This is a genomic window from Nocardia sp. CA-107356, assembly GCF_050946365.1.
Taxonomy (GTDB): domain Bacteria; phylum Actinomycetota; class Actinomycetes; order Mycobacteriales; family Mycobacteriaceae; genus Nocardia.
Map to the genome: position 1 here is coordinate 314935 of NZ_CP191992.1, position 14509 is coordinate 329443.

The 14509-nt window shown below is 67.2% G+C and carries 16 protein-coding genes; 9 read left to right on the plus strand and 7 right to left on the minus strand.

What is annotated here, in order from left to right; translation table 11 throughout:
* Nucleotides 1-34: 34 nt before the first annotated feature.
* From ACQP1G_RS01425 to ACQP1G_RS01435, 3 genes are all read left to right on the plus strand, one after another.
* A complete protein-coding gene (locus ACQP1G_RS01425; RefSeq protein ID WP_433197584.1) occupies nucleotides 35-445 on the plus strand; it encodes a hypothetical protein in 411 nt (136 codons plus the stop codon).
* 1 nt (nucleotide 446) lies between these two features.
* A complete protein-coding gene (locus ACQP1G_RS01430; protein ID WP_433197586.1) occupies nucleotides 447-1064 on the plus strand; it encodes a carboxymuconolactone decarboxylase family protein in 618 nt (205 codons plus the stop codon).
* Between the two features lie 167 nt (nucleotides 1065-1231).
* Nucleotides 1232-2290 (plus strand): NAD-dependent epimerase/dehydratase family protein, encoded by a 1059-nt coding sequence (locus ACQP1G_RS01435; protein WP_433197588.1) that lies wholly within the window; start codon nucleotides 1232-1234, stop codon nucleotides 2288-2290.
* Nucleotide 2291: 1 nt separating this feature from the next.
* Here ACQP1G_RS01435 and ACQP1G_RS01440 read toward each other — a convergent pair whose 3' ends face one another.
* The 3 genes from ACQP1G_RS01440 to ACQP1G_RS01450 are packed head-to-tail and all read right to left on the minus strand — an operon-like array spanning nucleotide 2292 to nucleotide 5349.
* Nucleotides 2292-3317, minus strand: coding sequence for a sensor histidine kinase (locus ACQP1G_RS01440; protein ID WP_433197590.1), 1026 nt, complete (start codon nucleotides 3315-3317; stop codon nucleotides 2292-2294).
* The gene (locus tag ACQP1G_RS01445) at nucleotides 3310-4005 is read right to left on the minus strand and encodes a response regulator transcription factor (RefSeq protein WP_433197592.1); all 696 of its coding nucleotides are present in this window, start codon (nucleotides 4003-4005) and stop codon (nucleotides 3310-3312) included. The genes ACQP1G_RS01440 and ACQP1G_RS01445 overlap by 8 nt, the downstream gene beginning before the upstream one ends.
* A 3-nt stretch (nucleotides 4006-4008) precedes the next feature.
* Entirely contained in the window at nucleotides 4009-5349 is a 1341-nt protein-coding gene (locus ACQP1G_RS01450; RefSeq protein WP_433197594.1) for a hypothetical protein, read from the minus strand.
* A gap of 123 nt (nucleotides 5350-5472) precedes the next feature.
* Between ACQP1G_RS01450 and ACQP1G_RS01455 the strand changes: the two genes are divergently transcribed.
* The 5 genes from ACQP1G_RS01455 to ACQP1G_RS01475 are packed head-to-tail and all read left to right on the plus strand — an operon-like array spanning nucleotide 5473 to nucleotide 9280.
* Entirely contained in the window at nucleotides 5473-6144 is a 672-nt protein-coding gene (locus ACQP1G_RS01455) for a glycosyltransferase family 2 protein (protein ID WP_433197596.1), read from the plus strand.
* Complete coding sequence (locus tag ACQP1G_RS01460) at nucleotides 6141-6836, plus strand: TIGR04282 family arsenosugar biosynthesis glycosyltransferase (RefSeq protein WP_433197598.1); 696 nt, start codon at nucleotides 6141-6143, stop codon at nucleotides 6834-6836. Before ACQP1G_RS01455 ends, ACQP1G_RS01460 begins: the two co-directional genes overlap by 4 nt.
* Entirely contained in the window at nucleotides 6833-7498 is a 666-nt protein-coding gene (locus tag ACQP1G_RS01465) for an SAM-dependent methyltransferase (RefSeq protein WP_433197600.1), read from the plus strand. Before ACQP1G_RS01460 ends, ACQP1G_RS01465 begins: the two co-directional genes overlap by 4 nt.
* A gap of 19 nt (nucleotides 7499-7517) precedes the next feature.
* Nucleotides 7518-8819, plus strand: a complete 1302-nt coding sequence (locus ACQP1G_RS01470) for a molybdopterin-dependent oxidoreductase (RefSeq protein ID WP_433197602.1) — start codon at nucleotides 7518-7520, stop codon at nucleotides 8817-8819.
* On the plus strand, nucleotides 8816-9280 hold the full coding sequence (locus tag ACQP1G_RS01475; RefSeq protein WP_433197604.1) for a hypothetical protein: 465 nt from the start codon (nucleotides 8816-8818) through the stop codon (nucleotides 9278-9280). The genes ACQP1G_RS01470 and ACQP1G_RS01475 overlap by 4 nt, the downstream gene beginning before the upstream one ends.
* An 11-nt stretch (nucleotides 9281-9291) precedes the next feature.
* Here the strand turns inward: ACQP1G_RS01475 and ACQP1G_RS01480 are convergent, their stop codons facing one another.
* Entirely contained in the window at nucleotides 9292-10020 is a 729-nt protein-coding gene (locus ACQP1G_RS01480; RefSeq protein WP_433197606.1) for a maleylpyruvate isomerase family mycothiol-dependent enzyme, read from the minus strand.
* Nucleotides 10021-10188: 168 nt separating this feature from the next.
* On the opposite strand from ACQP1G_RS01480, the gene ACQP1G_RS01485 reads away from it, so the two are divergent.
* Entirely contained in the window at nucleotides 10189-11757 is a 1569-nt protein-coding gene (locus tag ACQP1G_RS01485) for an esterase-like activity of phytase family protein (protein ID WP_433197607.1), read from the plus strand.
* Here ACQP1G_RS01485 and ACQP1G_RS01490 read toward each other — a convergent pair.
* The 3 genes from ACQP1G_RS01490 to ACQP1G_RS01500 form a co-directional block, all read right to left on the minus strand.
* Nucleotides 11754-12464 carry a DUF998 domain-containing protein gene (locus ACQP1G_RS01490; RefSeq protein ID WP_433197609.1) on the minus strand — a complete coding sequence of 237 codons (711 nt, stop codon included), beginning with the start codon at nucleotides 12462-12464 and terminating at the stop codon, nucleotides 11754-11756. The two genes, ACQP1G_RS01485 and ACQP1G_RS01490, sit on opposite strands and share 4 nt — an antisense overlap.
* Before the next feature lie 406 nt (nucleotides 12465-12870).
* Entirely contained in the window at nucleotides 12871-13293 is a 423-nt protein-coding gene (locus ACQP1G_RS01495; RefSeq protein ID WP_433197611.1) for a very short patch repair endonuclease, read from the minus strand.
* Nucleotides 13294-13306: 13 nt separating this feature from the next.
* Nucleotides 13307-14440: a DNA cytosine methyltransferase gene (locus tag ACQP1G_RS01500; RefSeq protein WP_433209516.1), complete on the minus strand. Its 1134-nt coding sequence runs from the start codon at nucleotides 14438-14440 to the stop codon at nucleotides 13307-13309.
* Nucleotides 14441-14509: the final 69 nt, after the last annotated feature.

Below are 14509 nucleotides of genomic sequence, written 5' to 3' on the forward strand. Positions count from 1 at the left end.
GCGGATAGTGCCGTCGATCGGCAAGAATGACGCCATGGCACGGCGCTCTATGGGCTCGAAATGGGATAGCTTCGGCGCGCATCTGGACAGTGCGCCGGGTCGGCTGCCGGTCGAGGTACGGCGGTCGATTCGGGCGCGGGTCGATGGTTCGGCCATGGAAGATGGCTCGGTCGATACGAGTCGGGGCGATACGAGTCAGGGCGATACGAGTCAGGGCGATACGGGTCAGGGCGATACGGCCCTGGGCGCCACGCTCCCCGATGAGCTCGCCGCCTTCGTCGATCTGGTCGCCGAACGCTCATATCGGATCACCGAGAAGAACATCACGACGCTCTCCGAAGCCGGTCACAGCGACGACGAGATCTTCGAGGCGGCGATCGTCGCGGCCTACGGCGCCGCCGACCGGCGCTACCGCGCCGCGCGCCGCTGCTGGGAAGGGCTCTGAAATGTGGCTGAATGCAGTCGAATCCGGCCAGGACCGCCCGGCCCGAATCATGTTCGCGGGCATGGAGCGGTTCGGCCGCACCGAGGTACCGGCAGTTATGAAGGTCCTCTGCTACCGCCACCGTTACTTCGGCACCCCACTATCCGACCTCATCCAGGACGCCATGCGCGGGCCGTCCTGCTGGACCGTCGCCGAACGCGAAATATTCGCGACCCGAGCATCACAATCCAATGAATGCCCGTTCTGCCACTCCGCCCACCGCGGTATCGCGGGCGCCTATCTCGCCACCGATCTGGTCGACGAAGCCCTGGCCGATGGCGACGACTCACCCCTTCGTCCCGAAGCGCGCGCCATGCTCGAATTCGTCGGAAAGATGGTCCGTGACCCCGACGGCCTCACCCCCGGCGATGCCGACAAGATTCGCCGAGCGGGCGTCACAGCCGAGGCCTTCGACGAAGCCATGTGGGTAGCAACCCTTTTCAACGTGATCAACCGAATAATGAACACCGTCGGCGCCGAGGCGCTGGAAGACCACCAAAGCCGCGTCGGCGCCCGCTTCATCAAGGCGTTCGGCTACCGAACTCCGCCCCCGGTGCGTTACTTTTCCCGCGGCGCTTGAAGCTGTCCGGTCGAGTATTCGCCCGGGGCCGGATGATCATGACGAAAGTCTGACGTGGCGGCCCGGTTGGGCGAAATATCGGGGCGCTGGCAGCAGAATCTGCTTTATGACCTTGCAAAACCGTGGAGTGGGTCGGGGATCGCTGCTGCGCTCGGGGCGGTGTTGATATGCGGGTGTTATTGACCGGCGCGGCTGGGTTTATCGGGTCGCGGGTGCATCGGGCGTTGGCCGATGCGGGGCATGAGGTGGTCGCCATCGATGTGATGTTGGCAGCGGCGCATGGGGTCGGTGCCCGAGTACCGCAGGACGTGCACATGGTCGATGTGCGGGATCCGGATGCGTTGGATTCGGTATTGCGTGGGGTCGATGTGGTGTGTCATCAGGCTGCGGTGGTGGGGGCGGGGGTCAGTGCACAGGATGCGCCCGCGTATGCGAGCCATAACGACCTGGGGACGGCTGTGCTGTTGGCGGCGATGGATCGGGCGGGGTGTCGGCGGTTGGTATCGGCTTCGTCGATGGTGGTTTATGGGGAGGGGCGGTATCGGGGAGCGCGGCCGGGGTCGGTCGAGGTCGGGGTGCGCCGGCGGGGGGATCTCGAGAATGGGATGTTCGAGCATCGGGATCCGGATTCGGATGAGGTGTTGACATGGGAGGCGGTACCCGAAAGTGCGCCGTTGCGGCCGCGCAGTCTTTATGCGGCGGCGAAGGTGGCGCAGGAGCACTATGCGGCCGCGTGGGCCGCGGTGACCGATTCCGGGGTGACCGCGCTGCGCTATCACAATGTCTATGGCCCCGATATGCCAAGGGATACACCGTATTCCGGTGTCGCGGCAATTTTCCGGTCCGCGCTGGAGGCCGGAGAATCGCCGCAGGTATTCGAAGACGGCAGACAGGCCAGGGATTTCGTACATGTCAGCGATATCGCGGCGGCAAATCTCGCGGCGGTCGAATATCCGCATACCGGGTTCCTGCCGCTCAATATCGCCTCGGGACGGCCGATCACCATCGGCGCGGTCGCCACGGCCCTTGCCGCGGCTCGCGGTGGTCCCGAACCGGTGATCACCGGATGCTATCGGCCCAGCGATGTGCGGCATATTGTCGCCAGTCCCGAACAGGCACAACGCATTCTGGGATTCACCGCGCAGGTGGATCCGCTCGACGGCCTTGCCGAATTCGCCTTCGCACCGCTGCGCGCGGTCGCGGGGGCGGGTGCGCCGCTGATGTGACTCAGTTTCCGCTGAGGGGCAGTCGAACTTCGAAGCGGCAGCCCTGGTCTCGGTTCTCGGCGGTGATATCGCCGTGGTGGGCTTCGACCAGCCCGGCGGCGATCGCCAGGCCCATACCGCTGCCGGAGGACACTCCGTCGGAGGCGACGGGGGAGCGCGCGGCGGTGCCGCGGTAGGCGACCTCGAAGATTCGCGGCAGGTCGGCCTCGGCGATACCCGGTCCGGTGTCGTCGACCCGCGCCCATGCCTGTCCGTCGGCGGTGCCAGCGGAGATCGCGACCTGGCCGCCCGGCGGTGTGTGGGCAATGGCATTGGAGACGAGGTTGGTCAGTACGCGCCCGAGGGCTCGGTCGCTGGCCGCGACGACGATTTCGGAGTCGGGTTGTTCGGCGCGAAGCTGGACTTCGGCACGTTCGGCGTTCGGGCGGTTGGCGGCGAGCACTTCATCGATCAGTTCACGCAGATCGACCGGCTCCAGTTCTAATCGCAATGCACCCGCGTTGATCTTCGACATCTCGAACAGGTCGTCGACCATGACCGAGAGCCGATCCGTCTCGCGCACGATCTGTTCGGCGTAGCGGGCCACCTCGGCGGTGCCGGTGAGCACGCCATCCGAAAGCCCCTCGGCCATGGCGCGAATGCCCGCCAGCGGGGTCCGCAGGTCGTGGCTCACCCAGGCGACGAGTTCGCGGCGCGAGCGTTCCGCCATCCGCTCCTGTTCGCGGATCTGCTTCTCCCAGACGGTCTTTCGGGCCTGTTCCCGCCCGAGCAGCAGGGCGGCGGGCACGGTGACCGCCGCGACCACCGCCAGTACCACGGCGGTGCGCTCCAGCTCGTCGGTGAACATCAACCCGCTGACCCCGATGATGCCCGCAAGCGTGGACAGCGTCGGAATCAACACCAGCACGGCCATGCTGGTGGTCAGGGAACGATTGCTGGTGGCGCGCAGGATCACCGCGCCGATGGCGACGATCGGGAGCGAACAGGCCAGCGCGTAGCCGATCAGTTGGACGGTGTCTTCAGGCACTGGATTCTCCATTTCGACCCCAGATGTAGCCCCGCCCCCACACCGTCTCGATCCGGTGCCGATCACCGAGTTTCGCGCGCAGCCGCTTGATATGCACAGTGACGGTGGACAAGTCGCCGAAATCCCAGCCCCACACCTTGGCCAGCAGTTCCTCTCGGCTGAACACCTGGTGTGGATGGCGCAGCAGGAAGACGAGCAGATCGTATTCGCGCGCGGTCAGGTCGACCGGCATGCCGTCCACCAGTGCCGACTGCGAATCCGGCCGAACCTCGACGGCACCGTCGCGCAGCACCTGCGTGCCCGGCTGCCGGGTCGCCTGCGAACGCCGCAGCACCGAGGCGACCCGCAGCGCGAGCTCGCGGGCGCTGAACGGTTTGGTGACGTAGTCGTCGGCGCCCGCCTCCAGGCCGAGCACTCGATCGTCCTCATCGCCGAGGGCGGTGAGCAGGATGATCGGGATATCCGGCCGCGGACCCGAGCGCACCAGGCGGCAGATCTCGATGCCGTCGGGGGCGGGCATCATGACATCGAGGACGGCCAGTTCGACGGGGTCCGCGGTGGGGTCGGTGAGCTGCGCCAAGGTCGATGGACCGTCCGTGGTTTCCACGACGGTCAGGCCGTCACGTTCGAGATAGCGCCGCACCACATCACGGACCAGCGGGTCGTCGTCTGCGATCAGAATGCACATCGGTTACCAATTCGTCAGGATCGTATGGGCGAGTACCAGGGTGCCGAGCGCCTGTACGAACAGCCAGACTCGGACGGTGGACCGCGGCAGAAACGCGGTCGCGGCCATTAGCCAGACGTCGAACGGCAGCCAGATGCGCTCGGTCTCCGCTTTGCTCAGGCCACTGAGGTCTGCCACCAATATCGCGCACAAACCCGCCGCCACCAAGAGCGCGGTCGGATCGAATGGTTTGCGCAGATGTGACAGCGCGCGCGGCAGACCGGCGGCGGTGGCCAGGCCGACGGCGCAGATGGTGGCGGCGAGGTTCGCCCACACCCAGTACGCGTAGGGCCGCTCGGAGGCGATGCCCTGGTAGTAGCGCTCGACCACCAGGTGATATCCGTCCAGCCACCAGAAACCGGCCATGGTGAAGGCCGCCGCGACGAGCAGCGCGCCGAGCAGCGCGAGCAGCAGCGGTCGGACGGTCCGACCCGCGCTCAGCACCGCGGCGGCGGGTACGGCCATGATCACGAGGCCGTAGCTGAGATAGCTGCCGAGGCCGAAGAGCACACCGGAGACCACGGCGATCGCCCAGCCTCGCGGCTGCCGGGCGGCGATGGCAAGCAGCGCGACCGCCCATGCCGCGACACCAGCGAATATGGCATCGGCGGAGACCGCGATCCATACCGCGGCTGGCGCTAACGTCAAGAACGGCAAGGCCTTTCGGGCCCGATCCGCGGCGTCGAGCGCCCGCAGTGTGACGGCGACAGCGACAATCGCACTCGAGCCGATGAGCAGGCAGGCCAGCCCGGCCCAGCCTCCGCCGCCCAAGCCGATGCGATCGAGCAGCACGAAGAACAGCAGCGCGCCAGGTGGATGCCCAGAGACGTGGGTGGTCCACGAATCCGGTTGGAAATCCAGGATGCGGCCGGAGAAACCGCGCAGCATCGCCGGGATATCGCGGACACCGGGCACTTCGTGCAAATACTCGTGCGAGGTGGTGAGCCGACCCGCGAATCCCCGCTGCCAGCCATCGATCATGGCCAAGGCGAATGCCCAGGTCGCGGCGGTCACCCAGGACACGACCAGCAGGTGTCGCCAGGGCAACCGCTCGGCCAGCGCGGGACCGAACCGGATCACCAGTATCGCGATGGCGATGGCCGGTACCGAACCCCAGCCGACGTGCGAGAGCCAGTCGCCGAAGAGCGGGGCGGCGCCCGCGTAGAGCTTGCTGCGCCACCGTTCGCTGGCAATTCGCGGAACAATGAACGCTGCCAGCACGAGCGCGGCGGCGATGCCCGCTCCGATCAACTCGCTCGATACCGGGCCGCGCGAGCGCGGCACGGCCTCCTTCACGTCATGCACGAACTCACGATAGGGCGGCAGTGCGGAGAAAGCCGGTGCTCGAGCGGTTTCGCGCACTGACGTCACCGTTTCGTCAGGAGTTTCGCCGCAACGATTCGGTCTGGTTGGCCTAGCGTCGAAAACGTGACCGAGACCCTCCACAACCCGGGCGGCGTGACCGTGGTCATCCCGTGCCGAGATGAAGCTGAAGCGTTGCCAGCCGTGCTCGCCGCCATCCCGGCGGGGTTCGATGCGCTGGTCGTGGACAATGGCTCGACCGATGCGACGGCCGCGGTGGCGCGCCGGTGCGGTGCCGCCGTGGTATCCGAAGCGCGGCCCGGGTACGGCGCTGCGGTGCAGGCCGGAATCGCCTCCGCCAGTACGGATCTGGTCGCCGTGCTGGACGGTGACGGATCGATGGATCCGGGCGAGCTGCCACAGTTGGTCGAATTGGTTCGTGCGGGTGCCGATCTCGCCGTCGGACGGCGCAAGCCGGTACGCCGGGGTGCGTGGCCGTGGCATGCGCGGCTCGGCAACCGCGTCATCGCCGGGCGGCTGCGCCGCCGATACGGGCTGCCCGTGCACGATATCGGTGCCATGCGGGTGGCCCGCCGCGCCGCGCTGCTATCTCTCGGCCCGCTGCACAGCCGCTCCGGCTATCCACTGCAACTGCTGATCGGTGCGGCGGATGCGGGCTGGCGCGTGGTCGAGCGCGATATCGCGTATCGGCCGCGGGCAGGCGGCGTTTCGAAGGTCTCCGGATCCTGGCTCGGCACCCTGCGTGCCACCCGCGACTTCCTGGCGGTGCTGCGATGACCCACTCTCGCCCATCGCCCGTTGCCGCGACACTGCTCGTGCTGGCCAAGGCCCCGATCGCCGGACTCGCGAAAACTCGTCTGACACCGCCGCTTACGCCGCGCGACGCGGCCCGAGTCGCCGCGGTGTCGCTACTGGACACGCTGGAATCGATGTCGCGCAGTCCCGTCGCGCACCATGTCGTCGCCTTCACCGGTGCGCTTGCCGACGCTGAGTACGCGGATGAAGTAGACAGGGCGCTCACTGATTTCGAGGTTATCCCGCAGCGCGGCGCATCCTTCGGTGAGCGCCTGGCCAATGCCCACGCCGATGCCGCGCGGTACGGACTGCCGGTGCTGCAGATCGGCATGGACACACCGCAGATCGGCCCGGACGTACTGACCTGGGCCGCCCGCGAACTCGTGCTACGCGGCGATGCGCTACTCGGCCCTGCCGACGACGGCGGCTGGTGGGCGCTCGGGCTGCCGACGCCGCAAGCGGCCCGCACGCTGGTCGAGGTGCCCATGTCGACGGACCGGACCGGCGAACTCACCCGAGACGCCATGCTGCACTGCGATCTTCGAGTGCGCCAACTGCCGCACTACAACGATGTCGATACCTTCGCCGACGCCGTGGCGGTGGCCGCCGCATCCGACGGTCGGTTCGCGCGGTTGGTTCAGCAACTGCACCGCTGCGTATTGGCACCCCGATGAGCGGTGTGGATATCTTCGATCTGGCGCTGGCGGGCGAGGACTGTTGGGTGCGCGATACCGACGGACGGCGCCATCGCCTGCGGACCCGGCGCTGGTTGGGTTTCGATGCCGCCGACCGCCGCGCCGATACCGCGCTGACCTGCTGCTGCGACGGTCCGACGGTGGATATGGGATGCGGCCCGGGACGGCTGGTGACGGCACTACTGCGGCGCGGCGTCGTCGCACTCGGGGTCGACATCTCGCCGATGGCCGTGGCGACCACCAGATTTCGGGGTGCACCGGCATTGCAGCGCGACCTGTTCGGGCCGCTACCCGGCTCGGGCCGCTGGTCCTACGCGATTCTGGCGGACGGCAATATCGGCATCGGTGGTGATCCGGTGCGCATGCTGACCCGTGCGGGTGAACTGCTCGCCCGCGACGGCATCGCGGTGGTCGAATTCGCCCGACCCGGAACCGGTGTGGTGTCGCATCCGATACGGCTGGAGACGAGAACCCGAGTCGGGGAATGGTTTCCGTGGGCGCGCGTGGGGGTGGATCACGCCGAAGATGTGGCCACCGCGGCCGGGTTCCGCATGTTGGCGGCAGTGGAGGTGTCCGGTCGGCATATCGCATGGTTGCGTTGGGGCGGGTATCCATCGAGCAGTCGGTGGGCATTGTCATGAGGAGCAGTTGGTGGGCGGCATGACAACCGCGCGTGGCCCCGAGGTCGCGAGTCGCGTGGGGATCGCCTTGGGCGCCGCGATCCTCGTATGCTTCGTCACCGGCCTGCTGAGCCACTGGATCCAGCATCCGCCGAGCTGGTTCTGGTGGCCCGCCCATCCCGTCTGGCTGTATCGGGTCACCCAAGGTACCCATGTGATCTCGGGTGTCGCCGCCATCCCGTTGTTACTGGTGAAGCTGTGGGCGGTGTACCCCAGACTGTTTCGGCGCCCGATCATCGGCTCGCCATTGCGAATGCTCGAACGCGGTTCCATCGCCGTGCTCGTCGGTGCGGTGATCTTCCAACTGTCCACCGGACTCATCAATATCGCCCAGTACTACCCATGGAAATTCTTCTTCCCCACCGCGCACTACGCCATGGCCTACATCGCCATCGGTGCGCTGGCCGTCCATGTGGCCGTCAAACTGCCCGTCATCCGCGACGCACTGCAACGCCCACTGACCGACCCCGAAGTCGAACCTTCGACCGAGTTCACGCAATCCCCTGCCGAATCCGGGGCGCCGGCAAAGACCGCGACTCAGGTGCAGGTCAGGTCCGAGAGTGTCGCTCGGGCAGTGGTAGGAGCCGAGCACAAGGCCGGGACCGTATCCCATATCGGAGCCGAATCCGCGGCCAGGGCCAGGACTGCGGCCGAGAGTGGACCGACCACCGAAACCGCGCCCCGAAATCATATTTCGCGGCGCGCGGTGTTGACCGGCGCGGGAATTGCCGCCGTGGCCGCAGGCTTGGCCGTCGCAGGACAGACCGTCCCGTTTCTGCGGTGGGCCGCCGTACTCGCGCCGCGCAGTGGGCATGGGCCGCAGGGTGTTCCGGTCAACCGATCGGCGGCGGCAGCGGGAGTCGGTGATCGGGCCCGCGATGCCGGCTACCGGTTGACGGTCACGGTGGGTGATCGCAAGCGTCAGTTCACCCGAGACGAACTGCTCTCCCTGCCGCAGACTCGGGCCAGCCTGCCCATTGCGTGCGTCGAAGGCTGGAGTGCGGGTGCCGACTGGTCCGGCGTCCGCCTGCTGGATCTCTTCGCGGCGGTTGGGGCTTATCCCGGTGGCGATGTCCGATTCCGGTCCCTGGAGCAGACCGGTATCTACGGCAGTTCCGTTCTCCCGCAACGTCATGTTGTCGATTCGAGCACTTTGGTCGCCCTGACCATCAACGGCGAAACCCTCGACCTCGACCATGGCTACCCCTGCCGCCTCATCGCCCCCAACCGGCCCGGCGTCCTGCAGACCAAGTGGCTGTCCGAAATCGAGGTTCTGCCATGACCGCGGCCCGCATACTGCTGCTTCTCGTCGGTCTCGGGTTCGGCTGGTTCGGCATCAGCGCGCTATTCGAGCTGCCCCCAACCGATCTGGCCTCCGTCGCGATCTGGTTCGCGGGCGGCATTCTGCTCCACGACGCGGTCTTCGCCCCGGTCTGCGCCGCTTTCGGACTGACCGCCCGCCACCTCCTGCCACCTACCTGGTGGGCGGTCACCGCCTGCGGCGCCATCTGCTCAGTGGCCCTCGTCCTGATCGCCCTTCCGGTTCTCGACCGTCGCAACGCCATGCCGAGCAACCCGACCGTCCTGGACCGCAACTACCCCGTCGGATTGACTGTCGCGCTGACCCTCGTGTGGTCGTTGGTCGTCATTGCCTATGCCGTGGCGAACCGGTCGGTCCAACGGCCGGCCCGCAACCAGGAACGAGGCATCAGGACTCCTCGACAGGCGAAGACCGGACCGTAGCGAGGTGCCGCTCATTTCCAGGAGGGAAGGGTGGGGAGCGCCCCACTCAGATCCGCCCCTTCGGATCGCCCGAGGAGCCAGGCGAGCACCCCGGCGGCGGAGCCGGTGATCGTGTGATCGGGGGACCCGGTGCCAATGGTGGCAGTGAAATCGGTACCGGTGGTGTGGACTTCGAACGCGGGTGCCGGATCAGCTGCCGCGGCCATGGCTTTGGTCAGATCCGCGGCCGCACGTGGGAGCAGCCTGGCGACGAAATCGCCTGGCCAGTCGGTAGGTTGGTAATCGGCGGCCAGATCGACATGGTGGATCTCCACCTCTTGTAACCGCATCCAAATGACCTCGGTTGCCGGAATCGGCCTGCCCTGCCTGGTCCGGACGGTAGCCGCCCAGGCCTCCGCGGGAGTGGTCTGAGCCAGGCCGAGCCAGCGATTCGCGGCGGCCTCGTTATCGGTCAGCTGATCGGCGAGAGGCCGCGGCGCGCCCGCATCGATATCGGCGTCCCTGATGAACATGCTCGCGTACTGCGGTGTCTCGATTCCGGTGCGCGCCCACAGCAACAGGTTGACCAGGCTGTCGGCATTGCGCGCCACATGGGCGAGCAGGTGGCCTCGGGTCCAGCCCGGCAGCAGCGACGGCACGGTCATGTCATCGTCGAGCCCGCGAATGGTGTCGAGCAGACGGCTCGTCGCCGCGGCGACGGTGTCGAGCTGAACGGTGGTTTCCGGAGCGTCGCTGGTCACCAGACCGACCCTAGCCATCCGCGCGTCGCCCCGTCGGACAAATACCTATTCGCCGACGTTATCCTCGAACTCCGAACCCGACGCGATATTCACACGATCAGACAGCATGACATCAACTGGTCATTCGGCTGTAGGGCTTTTGTCGGATGTACGAGGTAAGCAGACACGGTGAAAGCGCACCCCCGTATCACCGCCGTCGCCGTCCTCTGTATCGGCGTACTGGCCGCAGGCTGCTCGTCCGCGGGCGGCAAGGCCGACTTCACCGTGGCCAAGGATCAGCCGCTGGTGATCTCCCTGGACGATCTGCTGGCCGCCACGGGTGGCCGCGCCGCCGTAACCATCGCCGATCCGGAACACGGCTCGCTGACCCGTCGCCTCGACGGCGCGCTGGTCTACCAGCCGAAGGCGGGCTTCACCGGTACGGATGAGGTGAAGGTCAGCACCACCGACGCGGTGCGCCTGTACACCACCGATATTCCGCCGCTCGGCGAATTCGGCGGAACCACTGTGCAGGCGAGCGGCTATGGCTCCGCGTGGACGCCGGTGCCCGGCGCGCCCGGCGCGTTCTATGGCCTCACCGACCGCGGCCCCAATGTGGATGGTCCCGGCAAGAACGAGAAGCTTTCGCCGACACCGGGTTTCGTGCCCAAGATCGGCCGGTTCGAACTGGTCGGCAATCGTGCGGTGCTGCGGTCCACGATCGAGTTGCGCACCGCCAATGGCACCCCGTTCAACGGTCAGGTCGACGTCGCGGCCAGCACCGGCGAGACCATCAAGGACCTCGCCGGAAATATCTTGCCGCCCACCGACCACGGCCTCGATCCCGAGGGGCTGGTCGCACTGCCGGACGGCACCTTCTGGGTCTCCGACGAGTATGGCCCGTTCCTGGTGCATTTCGACGCCAAGGGCACCGAACTCGAGCGCCTCGGTCCGGGATCGGGCCTGCCCAAGGAACTTTCGCTGCGCACCCCGAACCAGGGCATGGAGGGCCTGACCAGCACCCCCGACGGCGGCACCCTCGTCGGCGTGGTGCAGAGCGCCCTGAAAACCCCCGGCCTGGACGGTTCGGCCAAGGAGGTGCCGATGACCCGCATCGTCACCGTCGACCTGAAGACCAAGGCGGTCAAGGAATTCGTACTCCCGCTACAGGATCCGAAGAGCACCAAGGTCGCCGACTCCGAGATCACCGCGCTCAGCGCTACCACCTTCCTGGTCGACGAACGCGATGGCAACCTGCCCCCGAAGGCCGACAAGAAACTGTGGACCATCGATATCTCCGGCGCTACCGACGTCGGTCCGGAGTCGAAGGTTGCGGGCGCGCAATACGATCCGGAACGCGGCGGCCTGCAGATCAATGGCAAGCCGCTGGAGACGCTGGTCGGCACCGGCTCGACGAATGACGGCGTCGCGGCATTGCGGAAGGCGGGTATCACCCCCGTCGCGAAGACCGCGAACCTGGACTTCACCGCGCTGATCACCGGCCTGAACGCGGACGGCAAGTTCTACGGCCACGACAAGATCGAAGGCGTCGCCACGCTGGACGGCGGTAAGACCCTCTATATCGCCAACGACAGCGATTTCGGCCTCGCAGCCAGCACGGGCGACCAGCCGCCGTTCGGCCTGAAGCCCAAGACACTGCCCAACGGCCTGCAGGACTCCGGCGAAATCCTCGAGGTCGACACCACCAAACTGCCCGCGAAGGTGAACTCACACACCGTCGAGATCAAGGTCGGCTAGCGGGAATCGCTTTCGATCCATTCGCGGCCTTCCAGGATCACCGCCGCCGCCAACGTGATCAACCACAGCGACATCGATCCGACCTGGATCCGCTGGGCGATCCCGAGCGCGTAATTGCCGGTCAGGTTGTCGGCGACCAACATCCACACGGTCGCCGCCGATCCGATCACCAGTACCACCAGGCCGGCCTCGCGCAGGATCCGCCAGCGGTGATAGCGGAAGGCGGCCACGCTGAACGCGAAGGTCGCGACGGCGATCGCGGTAACCGCGATGGTGCTGGTCAGCGCGTGCGGTTGGTGTAACTGCGGGAACAGTTCGCTGCCACCGCCGCCGCATTCGGTGTTGTTCTGCGGGGTGCAATCGCGCAGCGGCAGCAGCACGTCGCCGATGGTCGCGGCGCCGAAGCAGAACAGCGCCACCCAGCCGATGGTGGTGAATCTGCGGCGCGGAAATAACAGCAGGCCGGCGATCGCCGCTGGCATCAGCAGCGCACCGACGATCTTGTCGGCGGTGGCGAATACCGCGCGGTGCGGCTTGCCCTCGGCATCGAGCTCACTGAGGAACGAGTTCACCGGATCGACGTCGATCTTCAGTATGAATTCCAGCAGCCAGGACGAATAGCAGAGTCCGGCGATCGCGATCGCCGCGGCGATGAGCCCGCAGGCCACCCGGACGTGTCGTTCGGCGATCCTCCGGCGATCAATCACTGGACCATTCTCCGCCTCCTCGCTGGTCCGGTGTTCAACAGTAGGTCAGTGTGTCCTAACCGACAGCTCTTTCGCACACCTCATTACCAACCCGCGCACAGGGTTCTGTCAGGTCCGTTCGCGATGCTGACAAGACCTAAGGAGGTTCCCATGATCGGATTGGCAACGGCCATCGCCGGGTTGATGGTGCTGACGGTAATGGCGGTGTCGGGTTATCTGGCCGCGCACGCCCCGCGGTCGGTGGTTCGGGTGCGGCAGCGCCGCTAGCGACTGCTCGCAGGTCGCTCGAAAGGGTCGGCTAGCGACTGCTCGCAGGTCGCTCGAAAGGGTCGGCTAGCGACTGCTTGCAGGTCGCTCGAAAAGGTCGGCTAGCGACTGCTTGCAGGTCGCTCGAAAGGGTCGGCCACTAGCGTCGCTCGGCCAGTACGGCCTGGACCCGGTCCGCGGCCGCGGCGGCGTCCTCGTGCTCCCACACCCGGATCACCTGCCAGCCCGCGGCGACCAGTGCCGCATCGGTGGCCCGGTCACGAGCCACATTGCCGCGTAACTTATCCGCCCACCACTGCGAATTGTTCTTCGGGTCGGTCGCGTGTTGCGGGCAGCGATGCCAGAAGCACCCGTCGACATAGACCGCGACACGCAGCCGTGGAAATACCAGATCCGCTCGCCTTCGCTGCCCGCGCAGCGGCGCGCGGTCGACGAAGTAGCGCAACCCGCGCCGGTGCAATTCCCGCCGCAGCGCGAGCTCGGGTTTGGTTCCGCTGCGCCGCTGGCGGGCCATCCGCGCGCTCGTCGCGGCGTTGGTCGGTGGACGCCGAGGTGGGTTCATGACGAGCCGAACCTCATGCCGCCCAGCCGCCCATCCGATCGAGATGACTCTCCACATCGGTCAGAAATCCGGGCGGGAACCGTAGATTGCCCATTCCGGTGCGACGCAGGAATCCGGCGGTCGCGCGGGCGGAGAGCAGCCGCGAGTCGGTGAGGAAGTGGTGCAGATCCTCGTACGGCTGGTGCACCGGCCAGGTCGAGACCGGTACCCGGTAGGCGGCGCCCGCCCGGCCCCACGCGGCGACCGGCCACGGCCGTCCTGGCGGCAGCGGCTCGTCGCCGGGAATCGGATCGAGCGGGTCGGCCAGCCGGGAGCCGATCCAGGACGCCATCCGCACACTCACCGCATTACCGATCAGCTTCCACCGATGTCCGTGCCGAATCCCTGGCACGGAGGTCGCCGGTTCGGTCCAGTCTGCGGTGAAGCCCTGTAAGCGCTCACCGTCGACGATGCCCGGCGTGACGATCTCGCCCGAGGGCAACCGCACCGCGGGCGGACTCGCGATGCCGAGAGCGGAACCGCCCTTGAGCGTCGGGATCGCGTTCACCGCCCAGCCGAGCCCGCGCACCCCCTCGGTCCAGTAGAAGCCGCACGGATCCTGTTCCGGGTCACCGAGATCGAGCGATCCGGCATCGTCGCCGAACAGCACCCGGCGCGGATCCTCGGTGCGCGAGGCCAGCATCAGCACCCGCTGGCGGCGCTGTGGCAGCCCGAACGCGCGCGCGTCCACCACCCGGTATGCCCAGGTGTAGCCGAGCTCCTCCAGCGCCTCGGTGATATGCCGCATGGCCGCACCGCGCCCCAACTGCAGCATGAACGGCACGTTCTCGATCAACAGCCAGCGCGGCCCGCGCTGTCGGCGCACCAGGCGGAACACCTCGTCCACCAATCCGGAGCGTTTTCCGGTGATGCCAGCGGTGCGCCCGGCCTGCGAAAGGTCCTGGCAGGGAAATCCGGCGGCGACCAGTTCGGTGCCGGCGGGCAGGGCGCGCAGCCGAGTGATGTCGGCGTGCAACGGGATTCCGGGAAAGCGCGCCGCGAGCACCGCCTGCGCACCGGGATCGATTTCGCAGAGCAACTCGGTATGCCAGCCGTGGCTGCCGAGGCCGAGCTCCAGCCCGCCGATACCGGCGAACAGCCCGACCATCCGCCCGCCCGTCACAGTCTTCCCTTCTCATGATTGCTCGCGGATCGCTCGGAACCACCAGCGCTGCGT

Excerpts from the sequence above, each read along its gene's own strand:
- ACQP1G_RS01465 (WP_433197600.1), top strand. The coding sequence starts at position 6,833 with ATGAGCGGTGTGGATATCTTCGATCTGGCGCTGGCGGGCGAGGACTGT.
- ACQP1G_RS01495 (WP_433197611.1), bottom strand. The coding sequence starts at position 13,293 with ATGAACCCACCTCGGCGTCCACCGACCAACGCCGCGACGAGCGCGCGG.
- ACQP1G_RS01425 (WP_433197584.1), top strand. The coding sequence starts at position 35 with ATGGCACGGCGCTCTATGGGCTCGAAATGGGATAGCTTCGGCGCGCAT.
- ACQP1G_RS01430 (WP_433197586.1), top strand. The coding sequence starts at position 447 with ATGTGGCTGAATGCAGTCGAATCCGGCCAGGACCGCCCGGCCCGAATC.
- ACQP1G_RS01460 (WP_433197598.1), top strand. The coding sequence starts at position 6,141 with ATGACCCACTCTCGCCCATCGCCCGTTGCCGCGACACTGCTCGTGCTG.
- ACQP1G_RS01475 (WP_433197604.1), top strand. The coding sequence starts at position 8,816 with ATGACCGCGGCCCGCATACTGCTGCTTCTCGTCGGTCTCGGGTTCGGC.
- ACQP1G_RS01470 (WP_433197602.1), top strand. The coding sequence starts at position 7,518 with ATGACAACCGCGCGTGGCCCCGAGGTCGCGAGTCGCGTGGGGATCGCC.
- ACQP1G_RS01500 (WP_433209516.1), bottom strand. The coding sequence starts at position 14,440 with ATGGTCGGGCTGTTCGCCGGTATCGGCGGGCTGGAGCTCGGCCTCGGC.
- ACQP1G_RS01445 (WP_433197592.1), bottom strand. The coding sequence starts at position 4,005 with ATGTGCATTCTGATCGCAGACGACGACCCGCTGGTCCGTGATGTGGTG.
- ACQP1G_RS01435 (WP_433197588.1), top strand. The coding sequence starts at position 1,232 with ATGCGGGTGTTATTGACCGGCGCGGCTGGGTTTATCGGGTCGCGGGTG.